Below are 13864 nucleotides of genomic sequence, written 5' to 3'. Positions count from 1 at the left end.
AGTTTCCATGAGAAAGTTTAAATGCTTCATTGATTATGATAAAGAGGAAAAGTGGCTAAGAGAGATGGCGAATAAAGGCTGGCAATTAGAAAATACATCTTTCGGGTATAAATTTCGAGAGACAACACCGGAAGATACCGTTATTAAGATTGATTATCGAACCTTTAAAAAGCAGGACGATTTTATGGAATATCGTACGTTATTTGAAGACAGCGGCTGGGAGCATATGCTGGGAACGAAACATTCAGGCACGCAATATTTTAAAAAAAAGGACAACAACAGTGACAACGACATTTTCTCAGACCAAAAATCAAAAGCTGGAAAATATAAAAGATTGTCTAACATGTTTATGGAGGTGGCGATATGCTATCTGCCGATTTTCGTGGCGATACAAACGACAGGGGTTATGGATATAGAAGCATTCGTTGACCCAAAATCGTTGTATTATACAGAGGGATTATGGGATATGCATGGGGTATCGTTTTGGAAAGCCTTTTTATTTGAAACTCCTTTTGCGCTTTTCAGAGGGTTCATGTGGCTGTTTATTCCAGTTGCTTTATTTTTGTTCCTGTTCTTTAGTTATAGAGCCAATAAGTTATATGAAAAGAATTTGAATTAACAGACCCAAAATCAAAAAAGGCTGCATTTAAGATCCTAACGGTTAATGAATGGTAACGATTGACTTAAATAGATGGCAGTAACAGGAAATAAAAAGTTAATTTCAGAGGATTTCCCTAAAAAGACTCTGATATGAAGCAAACGGGCGCATTCCTGGAGCAGGGACTGCGCTTTTTTCTTTAAAAAGGATAAAACTTGAAAGCATACGGCTTCATGCTTTTCTCCTCCGAATGCATATTTTTCAAAAGGAACCATATCTATTGTGAAAGAAGAATCGTTACGATTTGAGAGAGTTAGGAGAGGACAAGGTATGTTTCGGGGACTGCTCATATCTAAAATGGATTTTACCAGTCTTTTGGTTATCGGTGGCGTTATCGTTTTTATTAGTCTGAATCAATGGGTGGGGGAAAAATGGTTTATTTACCTCCCCGATTCGTTTCATCAATTAAACACTATCTTTCTAAGTATAGTAATAGAAGCGATTCCTTTTGTCTTGATTGGAGTTTTTATCGCAGGTTTTATACAAATATTTATCACGGAAGATCATATACAACGTTTCATTCCAAAAAATAAAATGTCAGCTGTAACAATGAGTTGTATACTCGGCGGCTTTTTTCCAGCCTGCGAATGTGGAATTGTCCCGATTACGAGGAGACTGGCTGCTAAAGGAGTTCCCATCTATGCTGCCGTAGGTTTCCTGTTAACCGGGCCGTTAATAAATCCCATTGTAGTTTTATCCACATACATGGCATTTGGAAATGAGGCACAGATGGCAGCCTTGCGGATGGGGATCGGCTTTATCGCCGCAATGATAATAGCGCTTGTTATCAGTCTATTCTTCCAATCCAGTCAATTAAAACACGCAAATATCGTTTCGCAGCCGATAAAAAAAGAGAGTTTTATCCGCAGAATCGAAGAGATGGTTAAACATTCGATCGATGAGTTTTTTGATATGGGAAAGTTCCTCATTATGGGAGCTTTTATAGCTGCTTTTCTGCAAACGTACGTATCGATGAATTCTCTCTTTCTATTAGGAGACAGCCTCGCAGGTTCTACGGTTGTAATGATGGGACTAGCCTATGTTTTATCATTATGTTCCGAGGCGGATGCCTTTATTGGCGCATCGTTTCGATACATATTTCCCTCCACTTCTATATTAGCATTTTTGATTTATGGTCCCATGATCGATCTTAAAAATACGATGATGCTGCTTGGTGCATTTAAACCTAAGTTTGTCATCACATTGGTAGGCTGCATTACGTTGATAGTATTTGTAAGTGTTATGGCAGTAACCTTATTGTAAAGGCAGGAGAAGTCTATGCGTTTTGATATCCAGCAATTTTCACGAACAGTAATCCTGGCAGCTTTTGCCATATTTTTTATAAAACTTCATGTAACTGGCGATATAACAAAGTATGTAAATCCAAAATATGATGTCATGAGCCAAATGGCTGCGGGGATTTTTGTCTTTCTATTCTTTGTTCAAATGACTCGAGTATGGAGAACTTCACAGAGTGCCCGTGACCATTGCTCTGCAGGGTGCGGCCATCATCATGGGGAGGATGCTTCCCTTGCTAAGAAGGGGATTAGCTATGGTATCCTTATCCTTCCTTTAATTATTGGATTTTCTTTGTCCCCTGAGACATTAAATTCTACCATGGCAGAAAACAAGGGGATGATACTGACTAAAGGGGATGCTTCCAATACAGATACAGATTCTGACCCATCCTCCATCCATACTAATAATAGCGAGCTGCATAAGACAGATCCTCTTCCTAATAACAACTATATCGAAGAAGAGGACTACCAAAAAGAAATGGAACGCTTCCATGAAGGAGAATACATTAACATGCAGAAAGATCTCTTTTCTCCTTATTATGACGATATTAGCTTACATCCAAGAGAATTCGCTGGAAAAGAAATAAAATTAAAAGGTTTCGTTTATAGAGAAGAGGGGCTCCGTTCTAACCAGCTGATTATATCACGATTTCTTATTACCCATTGTATTGCCGACGCCATAGTCATCGGATTGATAACAGAATTTGAACAAGCTCATACTATTGAAGAAGACCAATGGATGGAAATCGAAGGAATCCTGGATGTCACAACATATGATGGAGTAGAAGTACCAGTTATTAAAGGGAAACGTGGAAAAGTTATCGAAGAACCCTCCGAACCATATGTATATCCAGTGCTCCGAAGAGTGGCAGAATAGGTTGTAGAATTCCAGCATACAGTAAATCAGCCGGCGGACCAATTTACTGCGTTTGAGGAAGGTGGCCGGATTTTGCATCCTGTGCAATATGGCGGGAAAATTTGCATAGCAGTATTATGTAATGAAGAAGTTTACACCTTACTTTTCATGCTTATCATTTGCCACCACAGCTTCTGCCATCTCCAGAATCTTGTCGTGTAACTCTTTCGGTTCGATGACCTTCATTTGATCTGCAGAACCCAATACATATCCCATAGCTTCGTCCTCGGCATCAAACAATAGTTTGACAGGTATCCAGCCGTCTTGATTTTCGCTTCCACCTTCAACAATTTGCACAAATCGATCTGAGAATGGCAGCCATGCCATGGCAGACGGCGCTACTTCCGCCAACACTTCGTAACGAGGTGAATTTTCTATAAATTCTTTTGTGGAGGATTCCCAATACTGAGCAAGGTTAAAATCCTTCGGTCTTTCAAATGTTTCTTCTACACGGGTGGCGGATAAAATACGGGAAGCCCGGTAATTGCGAATCTCATCATTTTCTTTGGAAGCAATAAAGTACCAGCGGCTTCCTTTGGCCACAAGCCCAAGTGGTTTCACGACACGTTCATTTGTTCTCCCGTCCGCTCGCTGATAGGCAATGTTTAATTTGTTTTCTTCCCAAATGCTCTTTTTAAGAGTCTCAAAAGATACTATTCTTTCCTTTTGCTCCCGCCATGCACTCGTGTCAACATGAATACGATTCCAAACCTCCTTCGCATTTTCACGGTAAATGGAAGGAAGCGAAGCGATCAGTTTATTCCTTGCTTCTTCGGAGATACGGGCCAGTCCTAAGTCATCAAGTAATTGGGTAGAAGGCGGAACAAATAACGCACGAATTTCCGATTCCTTTAAACCTGTTAAATTAGTCCGGTAATCCTCGAGTAATGACCACCCGCCATTTTTCCCCCGTTCTGCTAAAACCGGAATCCCTGTTCCACTTAAAGCCTCCATATCTCGATAAATGGTACGCTCGGAAACCTCCAGCTTCTCTGACAATTGTTTAGCTGTCATTTGTCCCTGCGCCTGTAACAATAAAAGTATAGATAGTAGTCGATCCCCTCTCATCATATTCTCCTTATTGATATATTTATTATCTTTATTTAATAAAATATGACACAGGCTGTCAAGAATAGGCATGTATAGTAAAAGTATTCTTAAATACGAACAATTAAGAAATATCCAGGGGGTGGGCAGCAGATGATGCATGAACACGAGCACATCATTCTACGCAATGTAAACGAAAATAATTTAAAAGCTATCTCTCTTGCTATACCGAAGAAGAAAATCACCATATTTACAGGTGTATCCGGATCAGGGAAGTCCTCCATTGTCTTTGATACGATCAGTAAAGAAGCCCAGCGCCAGTTGAACCAGACGTTTACTACGTATATTCAACATCGATTACCAACCTATAGTCAACCAGACGCTTTATCTATTGAGAATCTTGCCCCGGCTATGGTAATTAACCAAAAACGTTTAGGGGGGAATGCACGTTCCACCCTTGGTACAGTCACAGATATTTATTCGCTGCTGCGATTGTTATTTTCCCGCATTGGAAAACCTTTCATTGGGGAATCCGATGTTTTCTCTTTCAACAATCCGAACGGGATGTGCCCGACGTGTCAAGGAATTGGACGAAGAATCGAGCCAAATATAGAGAAGTTATTCGATAAAACGAAGTCGCTTAATGAGGGAGCGGTTTTGTTTTCCACCTTCTCGGCGGGGACCTGGTATTGGGAGAAACATTTAATCTCAGGCCTATTCCATGCCGATAAAAAGGTGATGGATTTCACAGAGACAGAGTGGCAGACATTACTATATGGAAAAGACAAGAAAATCATACTGCCCTTAAAAAATGAGCCTGAAAAATATTTTGAAGGCGTGATAGACAGGTTTAAACGCATGTACTTGAAAAAAGACAGTAGTCAACTGCCGGAGCATGTCAAGAAATTCATTACGTTGGCTCATTGCCCGACATGCAACGGCACCCGGTTAAATCAAGCCGTATTAAAATGTAAAATTTATGGTTATAACATCGCTCAGTTTGCTGCGATGGAAGTAGAAGAACTTCTAAAGGTAATCAAGACGATAACGAATCCAATCGCCAAACCCATCATTTCCAACATTATAAGTCGATTGGAGCATCTGCTGGAGATGGGGCTTCATTATCTTACGCTGAACCGAGAAACTTCGACTTTATCAGGCGGCGAATCACAGCGCGTTAAAATGGTACGACATCTTAATAGCAGCTTGACGGACATGATTTACATTTTTGATGAACCGAGTATTGGACTGCACCCCCGTGATGTGCACAGACTCAATCGGATGCTGCAGAAACTCCGGGATAAAGGGAACACCGTCCTCGTGGTAGAACAAGATCGTGATGTTATAGAAATCGCCGATAATATTATAGATGTTGGACCGAGGGCAGGGAAAGAGGGAGGCGAAATTGTTTATCAAGGAAGTGTCCCCGGGTTATACGATGCTGATTCCCTGACTGGAAGATACATGAAGGCTGTACCGCCAATAAAAAAGAAGACACGCAAACCTAACGGATATCTTTCCATCGCAGAAGCCTCAAAACACAACCTGAAGGAGGTGACTGTACATATTCCAAGCGGTGTGCTTACGGCAGTTACCGGCGTGGCAGGATCGGGGAAAAGTACATTAATTTTTGAAGAGTTTGCGGCACAGCATCCGGATGCCATTGTTATCGACCAAAAGCCTGCAGGCACTTCCATTCGTTCAAATCCGGCAACCTATACGGGCATAATGAACGCGATTAGAAAGTCCTTTTCCCGCGGCAATAAAGTAAATAAATCACTTTTTAGTTTTAATTCAAAAGGGGCCTGCCCGGAATGCCAGGGGAATGGATTTACTTATACGGACCTTGCATTTCTGGAGGAAATTAGAACCACGTGTGAAACCTGTCATGGTAAACGGTTTAAAGAAGAGGTTCTTCAGTATAAGTTAGATGGAAAGTCCATTTCGGATGTTTTAGATATGACAGTATTTCAGGCATTACAATTTTTCGACAGAAAAGACATTTGTCATACATTAAAGGCACTGCAAGATGTCGGCTTAGGCTATGTAACATTGGGCCAACCGCTAAGCACCCTTTCGGGAGGAGAATGCCAGCGGATTAAACTTGCCGATGAGTTACACAAGGAGGGCGGCGTCTACATTTTGGATGAACCTACGACAGGCCTTCATATGTCGGATATCACAAACCTGCTTAACCTGTTAAATCGTTTAGTTGAAAACGGTAGTTCTGTGATTGTTATTGAGCATAACATGGATGTCATTAAACAAGCAGATTGGATTATTGACCTAGGGCCTGATGGAGGACGAAAGGGGGGGCACATCATGTTTGAAGGCACACCCATGCAGCTCACTCAAAATGAAAAATCACTAACAGCACGTTATCTTAGAGAAGCATGAAAAAGATGCTTTCCTTGTTCCGGATAAGCGCCCTTAAACAGAAGACTTGAAATATGGATAATCAACCATAAAATTGTTCTTGAACTAAACCCCATTTGTTACAAACTTTAAATTGATATATCTGATATCAATCTTCTATGTTTTTCCCTCTATCCCTTAATCGGCCTTTCATATTCCAATTCGATCTGATTTAAGTGTATATAAGCAAATAATTTCATTTATATTTTATGTGATTGGTATTCGACGGACTGCCACCACAACTGCTTCGATGATCGCCATGGTAGAGCCCGTGCCAGCTTCATTATTTGGCGTTCTACTTATCGGAGATTATTTGACCATCATTCAACTTCTTGGAATGGTGCTCATCCTGGTTACGATTACCGTACTTAGTGTGAAGCAGTCCGACTGAATAAGTTTTGTCTAGTAAACTAGCCCCTTCATAGAACCGCAATTTTTATCAGAAGAACGAAGCTTCACTCTTTTAATTACCGGTTGTTAAATAACCACCATTAACCAAGGTACATTTTCTGGGCTCGAAGCATAAATTATAAAAATTGATAAAGGGGAGTGAGCTAAAATGTACTATTGTATGTACCCTTACCCATATTTCGTAAATATTCCTACATTCCACTATGGAATTCAGCCAGTACAAGAAACGTTTTCGCCGGAAAGAGGATATAGGCCTCAACTTTTTCAGGATACAAAAGAATGGAAGGATTATGGATCGAATCCCTATGTTGTAAACATCAATGAAGCTTCGAAACAGAATGAAACCTTTCGAACGGCAATATGGACGGGGGATCATCTACAAGTCACGGTAATGAGTATTCCGCCGGGAACAGATATCGGCTTGGAAATACATCCGGATGTGGATCAATTTTTACGTATAGAAGACGGTCATGGGCTTGTTCAGATTGGTGATACAGAAGACCATTTGTATTTCCAGCGCAAAGTATTTGATGATGATGCTATTATGGTGCCAGCTGGTAAATGGCATAACTTAGTTAATACAGGATCTAAACCACTGAAATTGTATACGATTTATGCGCCCCCTGAACATCCATTTGGGACGGTTCATCCTACTAAAGAAGACGCCACGATTGCCGGGCATCATCCCAACCCGTAATGAAAAAGAAAATTCAAAAATTCACCTGAATACAAAAAGGGGACCATTTAGTGGTCCCTTTTTCACCTTGTATATTTTGCATAATTATCCAAATGGAAAAAATTAATAAGTGAATCACTTTAATAAAAAATTTGATTAAATAGTACACCATCATATAGTTTGACATAATAGAAAAAAATATAATAAATTAAAAAATACGGTACGGGGTATTGTAATTTTGTGAAAAATACAAGAAAGGGAGTTGCCTTATCATGTATTTAAAATATCTTTATGACAATGAACTGGCACAGGCGTCCTACATGGTCGGCTGTCAAAAGACCGGGGAAGCGGTGGTGATCGATCCGTCCCGGCATGTTAATCCATATCTTCAGATTGCAGAAGAACAGGGATTCACCATTACGGGCGCGATGGAAACACACGTTCATGCGGATTTTGTATCCGGGGCGGTGGAACTTTCCGGCCGGACAGGTGCGGTGATCTATCACTCGGCAGAAGGAGAGGAAAACGGAGGCTATGCCTTTGATTCCAGCCTGAATACAAAAGGGGTGCGCGACAAAGACAGAATTCACGTCGGAAATGTGTGGATGGATGTTCTTCACACCCCGGGGCATACACCGGAACATGTTTCTTATCTGCTCACGGATGGCGCCCATCCGGAAAAACCGATCGGGGTATTCACCGGTGACTTTGTCTTTGTTGGAGACGTCGGGCGCCCGGATCTTCTGGAAAAATCCGTGGGAGTAAAAGATTCGGCAGATGCCGGCGCAAGACAGATGTTTGCCTCTATTCAGTCGTTCAAACAGTTTGAAGACTACCTGCAGATCTGGCCCGGGCACGGTGCGGGAAGCTCGTGCGGTAAAGCGCTTGGCGCTGTGCCGACCACGACTGTTGGCTATGAAAAGATGTTTAATCCGGCGTTCCAGCCGGAGCAGGAACAGGAATTTGTCGACTTTCTGCTGGATGGCCAGCCGGAACCGCCGGCTTACTTTGCTAACATGAAAGAAATCAATAAGTACGGGGCAGAATATTTATCCGAGGTTCATCCGCCGGTACTATTGGCCATTGATGCTGAAGAAGTGGAGAGGCTGGCTGAGAATGAAAATAACATGGTTGTTGATACGAGAAATCCGGCTGCGTATGCCCGCGGTCATATCCCCGGCACGATCAATATTTCCTATCCGGAAGCATTTACCGAATGGATGGGGTGGCTGACGGATTATGAATCGAATATTTATCTGATCGGCGCCGAAACCGATCACGAAGCGATACGGGATGCCCTGTACGGTATCGGAATGGATCGTATCGAAGGCTTCATGCCGGCGGACGTCACGGAACGTGCCAGCCGTCTGCGCACGTATGAAAACATCACGCCGCAGGAAGTAAAAGAAAAAAAAGAATCTGGAAATATACGGGTGCTGGACGTCCGGTTTCAGGATGAACGGGAGCGGGAGCGTATTCCGGGAGCGGAGCACATCATGCTCGGCCATCTGCCTGCCGGAACAGATGAGGATCTCCCGCCGAAAGATAAACCGGTAGCAGTGCACTGCGGTTCCGGCAAACGTTCTGCTATAGCTGCCAGCATTCTTCTGAATAAAGGGTACGATGTGAAGAATATGCTGGGCGGCATGATGAGGTGGAAAAACGAGAATCTGGAGACAGAATAAAAGCAGGGGAACCGGCTCTTATCTTTCATAAGGGCCTTCCCCGATATGTTTACAAGGGAATATTGACGAATCCTTCATGCCGGTGTATACTATACCCCACATGGTATGATAAGGGGTGAAAATATGGAATATACAGCAGAAATGAAAAATAGATTAAAACGTGTCGAAGGACAGGTCCGCGGTGTTCAGAAAATGATGGAAGAAAGCAAGGACTGCAAAGACGTCGTCTATCAGATATCCGCCGCAAGAACCGCGCTCGACCGCGCGATGGCCTATATCGTGGCGGAGAATCTGGAGGAGTGTATCCGCGAACAGATCGAACAGGGCGGCGACACCTCTGAATATGTTCAGGAAGCGATAGAACTGCTCGGCAAAAGCAGATAAAAAAATAAATTTTTTTAACTCATTATAATACCCATAGGGGTAATAGTATATGTGAGTTTATGTTTTCGTCTATTTCAAAACTATCACCGCAAGAGGCGGAACAGCAGATACAGCGTGAAACGGTGAAGGTCATTGATGTGCGTTCCCGGGAGGAAGTCCGGCAGGGAAAGATACCGCAGGCGGTAAATATTCCCTTGGATGAACTCGCCGAAAGAATGAAAGACCTGGATACGAACGGGCAGTATGTGATGGTCTGCCGTTCCGGGCACCGAAGCGCAAAAGCGGCAAAACATCTGCAGAAAAACGGATATAATGTAAAGAATATGACCGGCGGTATGATGAAATGGCAGGGGGATATAGAAGCGTAAGGAAGGGGCAGAACATGATGGAATACAGTATACTGTTTATCATTGTTTTATTTCTCATTGGATTCGGGGGATCTTTTGTTTCCGGGATGGTCGGTATCGGCGGCTCCATTATTAAATACCCGATGCTGCTTTATATTCCGCCGCTTCTCGGCTTTTCTGCATTTACGTCCCACGAAGTAGCGGGTATCAGCGCCGTGCAGGTGTTTTTTGCCACGATAGGCGGAGTATGGGCATACCGTAAAGGCGGGTATTTAAATAAATCCCTTATTTTATACATGGGCATCAGTATTCTGCTCGGCAGTTTAATCGGGGCCCTGGGTTCCAATCTGATGACAGATGACGGCGTGAACATGGTGTATGCGATCCTTGCCACGATTGCTGTGATCATGATGTTTATTCCGAAAAAGGGAAGAGAAGACATTCCGAATGAAGAAGTGTCTTTTAACCGCGCCACTGCCGCCGGATCGGCCTTTGTTGTAGGTATAGGTGCCGGTATTGTAGGAGCGGCCGGAGCGTTTATTCTCGTTCCGATTTTACTCGTTGTATTAAAGATTCCAACACGGATGGCCATTGCGACCTCTCTTGCGGTAACTTTTATTTCTTCGATCGGCGCAACGGCCGGGAAACTGATAACCGGGCAGGTACTGCTGCTTCCGGCCGCGGTGATGGTAGTTGCGAGCCTTCTGGCAGCTTCGATTGGCGCAGCATTCGGGAAAAAAGTAAATACAAAAATACTGCAGGGCATTCTGGCTTTATTGATACTCGCCACGGCGGTTAAAATGTGGATTGATATTGTGGGATAATAAAACAAGGTTGACAGAATTATTTTTCTGTCTTATGTATATATTTTTTTAGTTTTTATATACCCCATGCCGTATATATAGGAGGGAGCACAATGAGCATGAAAGTCAATGAACGGGTGGATGCCAAAGGACTGGCCTGTCCGATGCCGATTGTTAAAACGAAAAAAGCGGTAGAAACCATGAATGCCGGTGAGGTGCTGGAAGTCCAGGCGACAGACCGCGGGTCACTTGCCGATCTCAAGGGCTGGGCGAAAACAACCGGGCATGAATACGTCGGCACGAGAGAAGCGGGTGATGTACTGTACCATTACGTGCGTAAGGCTGATCCGGAGGAAACGAAAGAAGAAACGCCGTTTCCTCATGAAGTCACCAACGAAGCATTAAACGAGGCCCGCAGCCGGGACAATGTCACGGTGCTTGATGTCCGGGAGCCGGCGGAATACGGGTTTGCCCACATCCCGGAAGCGATGTCGATTCCGCTTGGAGAACTGGAAGACAGAATGAAAGAGCTGGACGCTTCCCATACGATTCACGTCGTGTGCCGAACCGGCCGCCGCAGCAGCATGGCAGCCCATATGCTGCAGAGGAATGGTTTTGACCATGTCGTGAATGTGAATCCGGGCATGTCGGAATGGGATGGCGCTCTAACGGAAGAAAAGGAATAAGAAAGGGGAAAAGAAATGGGAATTCAAGCCTTAACAGCCGCGGAACTGGCAAAGAAAGTCATGAACCAGGAGCCTTTATTTATCCTGGACGTACGAAATGAAGACGAATTTCAGGACTGGAAAGTGGAAGGAAAAAACGTGGAGATCATCAATAAGCCGTATTTTGAACTGCTGGACGGGATCGATGAGATTCTTGATCGGATTCCATCGGATAAAGAAGTCCTGATCGTCTGTGCAAAAGAAGGATCATCGCAGTTTGTCGCAGATATGCTGGCAGAAGCGGACGGAGGGGATTATTTATACCTCCAGGGCGGCATGAAGACATGGAGTGAGCATATCGAGTCGGTCAAAGCAGCGGATCTGACCGATGGAGGGGAACTCTATCAATTTGTCCGGATCGGAAAAGGATGCCTTTCCTATGCTGTTCTTTCGAACGGAGAAGCAGCCATTGTGGATCCGGTGCGATTTACCGATGCGTTTGCCTCTTTTCTAGAGGAGAAACAGGCCGTACTGAAATATGCGGTGGATACGCACCTGCACGCCGATCATATTTCCGGAGGCCGTGAGCTTGCCGAGCGCTTCGACGCGTCGTACCTGCTTCCGGAAGCTGATGCCGGCGGGGTCACTTTTTCCTATGAACCGCTCGAAGACGGGAAGACATTAACGGTGGGGAGCACGGAGATTGACATTCAGGCCCTGTACTCCCCGGGGCATACGATTGGCAGTACTTCGCTGGTTGTAGACAATCAGTACCTGCTTACCGGTGACATTCTGTTCGTGGACTCCATCGGCCGTCCGGATCTCGCCGGTAAAGCCGAAGACTGGGTCGGGGATCTGCGCGAAACCCTGTACAGTCGTTATGCCAATCTTGATAGGAATCTAATTGTGCTGCCGGCTCACTTCTCCAAAAAAGAAGAACTGGATGATAGCGGCCGTGTTATGGCAAAGCTGGATGATCTGTACGCCCGCAATCACGGGTTAAATATTGAAGATAAAGACACGTTCCGCCGGACGGTAACCGAAAACCTGCCGCCGCAGCCGAACTCTTACGCGACAATCCGTCAGACAAACATGGGGCAGGCAGCACCGACAGAAGAAGAGAAAACAGAAATGGAAATCGGACCGAACCGCTGCGCTGTATCCTAGCAGCACAAAGATGAACATTTGAAAAAATAATGATTTTAAGAAGGAGAGATTTTTCATGGAAAGTAATAAAGTATTAAACGCGGAAGGACTTGCTTGTCCGATGCCGGTGGTCAAAGCGAAAAAAGAAATCGATAACCTGAATGCCGGGGACATTCTTGAAATCCACGCCACCGATAAAGGGGCCGCATCCGACATCCCAGCCTGGACGAAGTCCTCGGGCCACGAACTTGTACAGCAGGACGAAGAGAACGATATTCTGAAATTCTGGATAAAAAAAGCATAAGGAGGTCTTTGTCATGGCAGAAGAAGAAAAGAACGGTACCACAATGATCGTCTTTGACGGCGATCTCGATAAAGCGATGGCGAGTTTTATCATTGCGACCGGTGCCGCAGCGATGGGAAAACAGGTAACGATGTTTTTCACGTTCTGGGGCCTGAACGTTCTCCGGAAGGAAAATGTGCAGGGCGGTAGTGATAAGAAGTTCATGGAGAAAATGTTTGAAAAAATAATGCCGCGGGGGCCAGAAAAGCTGAGCCTCTCCAAAATGAACTTCGGCGGCATGGGACCGAAGATGATGAAAAAAATGATGAAAAATCATAACGTGTCCTCGCTTCAAGAAATGATCGAGATGGCGCAGGAACTGGATATTAAGATGGTTGCCTGTACGATGTCGATGGATGTAATGGGCCTAAAAGAAGAAGAGCTCATCGACGGACTCGAATATGCCGGTGTCGCTTCCTACTTGTCTGAGGCTGAACATTCGAACCTTAACCTGTTTATATAATCGATGCATCTTGGAAGGAGAATGGAAATGTCTGAGAAGAAGTTTGACCCCAAAAATGCAGAAAAGCTTTTAGATGAAGAACGAATCGCTTCATTACAGCCGCAGCAGCTTTTGAAACATTTGTCTATTACACCTGAAGATCATATTGCCGATCTGGGCGCGGGGAACGGTTTATTTACACTTCTAATGGCAGAACAAACGGAACAACCGGTATACGCCGTCGACCTTGAACCTAACATGCTGGATATGTTAAAAGACAGGGTGGACACCGCTCAAATTCATAACATTCAATATGTTGTCAGTGATCTGGAAAATATTCAGATGGATAATGATTCAGTTGATAAAGTACTGGCTGCTTTTGTTATACATGAGGTCAATAGTGTATCAAAGGCGCTGAATGAAATAAAACGGATTTTAAAATCTCAGGGACAATGTATAGTGGTGGAGTGGGAGGCTAAGGAAACTGCAGCAGGGCCGCCCCTTTCCCATCGTATTTCTTCCGAGGATTTAATAAAAATGATGCAGGATAATGGGTTTGATGTCGAATATATTTCATTAAATAATGAGGAGAATTACGCTGTGAATGCCATTATGATATAAAAAAAGA

Annotated in this window: 16 protein-coding genes; 15 read left to right on the top strand and 1 reads right to left on the bottom strand. The window is 43.9% G+C overall.

Translation table 11 applies throughout. From position 1 onward, the window contains the following. Positions 1 to 7: 7 nt before the first annotated feature. The 3 genes from G475_RS0107715 (at position 8) to G475_RS0107700 (ending at position 2833) form a co-directional block, all read left to right on the top strand. Complete coding sequence (locus G475_RS0107715) at positions 8 to 619, top strand: DUF2812 domain-containing protein (protein WP_026700784.1); 612 nt, start codon at positions 8 to 10, stop codon at positions 617 to 619. Positions 620 to 928: 309 nt separating this feature from the next. Beyond that, positions 929 to 1921, top strand: a complete 993-nt coding sequence (locus tag G475_RS0107705; protein ID WP_026700782.1) for a permease — start codon at positions 929 to 931, stop codon at positions 1919 to 1921. A 15-nt stretch (positions 1922 to 1936) separates the two neighbouring features. Beyond that, positions 1937 to 2833, top strand: coding sequence for a TIGR03943 family putative permease subunit (locus G475_RS0107700; protein ID WP_026700781.1), 897 nt, complete (start codon positions 1937 to 1939; stop codon positions 2831 to 2833). 138 nt (positions 2834 to 2971) lie between these two features. On the opposite strand, the gene G475_RS0107695 is transcribed toward G475_RS0107700, so the two are convergent. After that, positions 2972 to 3940, bottom strand: coding sequence for a helix-turn-helix transcriptional regulator (locus G475_RS0107695; protein WP_026700780.1), 969 nt, complete (start codon positions 3938 to 3940; stop codon positions 2972 to 2974). A gap of 135 nt (positions 3941 to 4075) precedes the next feature. Here G475_RS0107695 and G475_RS0107690 point away from each other — a divergent pair, with 135 nt between their 5' ends. The 12 genes from G475_RS0107690 to G475_RS0107640 all read left to right on the top strand — a co-directional run bounded on the left by G475_RS0107690 (position 4076) and on the right by G475_RS0107640 (position 13857). Beyond that, a complete protein-coding gene (locus G475_RS0107690) occupies positions 4076 to 6316 on the top strand; it encodes an ATP-binding cassette domain-containing protein (protein ID WP_026700779.1) in 2241 nt (746 codons plus the stop codon). A gap of 172 nt (positions 6317 to 6488) precedes the next feature. Further along, on the top strand, positions 6489 to 6725 hold the full coding sequence (locus G475_RS26745; protein WP_324603209.1) for an EamA family transporter: 237 nt from the start codon (positions 6489 to 6491) through the stop codon (positions 6723 to 6725). 168 nt (positions 6726 to 6893) lie between these two features. Continuing rightward, the gene (locus G475_RS0107685; protein ID WP_026700778.1) at positions 6894 to 7442 is read left to right on the top strand and encodes a cupin domain-containing protein; all 549 of its coding nucleotides are present in this window, start codon (positions 6894 to 6896) and stop codon (positions 7440 to 7442) included. Positions 7443 to 7693: 251 nt separating this feature from the next. Further along, a complete protein-coding gene (locus G475_RS0107680; RefSeq protein ID WP_026700777.1) occupies positions 7694 to 9106 on the top strand; it encodes an MBL fold metallo-hydrolase in 1413 nt (470 codons plus the stop codon). A gap of 123 nt (positions 9107 to 9229) precedes the next feature. Then, a complete protein-coding gene (locus tag G475_RS0107675; protein ID WP_026700776.1) occupies positions 9230 to 9490 on the top strand; it encodes a metal-sensitive transcriptional regulator in 261 nt (86 codons plus the stop codon). Positions 9491 to 9549: 59 nt separating this feature from the next. After that, positions 9550 to 9858, top strand: coding sequence for a rhodanese-like domain-containing protein (locus G475_RS0107670; protein ID WP_035710542.1), 309 nt, complete (start codon positions 9550 to 9552; stop codon positions 9856 to 9858). A 17-nt stretch (positions 9859 to 9875) separates the two neighbouring features. Next, positions 9876 to 10661 (top strand): sulfite exporter TauE/SafE family protein, encoded by a 786-nt coding sequence (locus tag G475_RS0107665; RefSeq protein ID WP_026700774.1) that lies wholly within the window; start codon positions 9876 to 9878, stop codon positions 10659 to 10661. 92 nt (positions 10662 to 10753) lie between these two features. Continuing rightward, entirely contained in the window at positions 10754 to 11326 is a 573-nt protein-coding gene (locus G475_RS0107660) for a sulfurtransferase TusA family protein (protein WP_026700773.1), read from the top strand. 15 nt (positions 11327 to 11341) lie between these two features. Next, positions 11342 to 12472 (top strand): MBL fold metallo-hydrolase, encoded by a 1131-nt coding sequence (locus G475_RS0107655; RefSeq protein ID WP_026700772.1) that lies wholly within the window; start codon positions 11342 to 11344, stop codon positions 12470 to 12472. 55 nt (positions 12473 to 12527) lie between these two features. Then, positions 12528 to 12755, top strand: a complete 228-nt coding sequence (locus G475_RS0107650; RefSeq protein WP_026700771.1) for a sulfurtransferase TusA family protein — start codon at positions 12528 to 12530, stop codon at positions 12753 to 12755. Positions 12756 to 12768: 13 nt separating this feature from the next. Continuing rightward, positions 12769 to 13257, top strand: coding sequence for a DsrE/DsrF/DrsH-like family protein (locus G475_RS0107645; protein ID WP_026700770.1), 489 nt, complete (start codon positions 12769 to 12771; stop codon positions 13255 to 13257). Positions 13258 to 13284: 27 nt separating this feature from the next. After that, positions 13285 to 13857, top strand: coding sequence for a class I SAM-dependent methyltransferase (locus G475_RS0107640; protein WP_026700769.1), 573 nt, complete (start codon positions 13285 to 13287; stop codon positions 13855 to 13857). Positions 13858 to 13864 lie beyond the last annotated feature (7 nt).

The sequence above is a fragment of the Salibacterium aidingense DSM 18341 genome, assembly GCF_000429685.1.
GTDB lineage: Bacteria > Bacillota > Bacilli > Bacillales > Marinococcaceae > Salibacterium > Salibacterium aidingense.
This window is presented reverse-complemented; position numbering and strand designations above follow the sequence as displayed.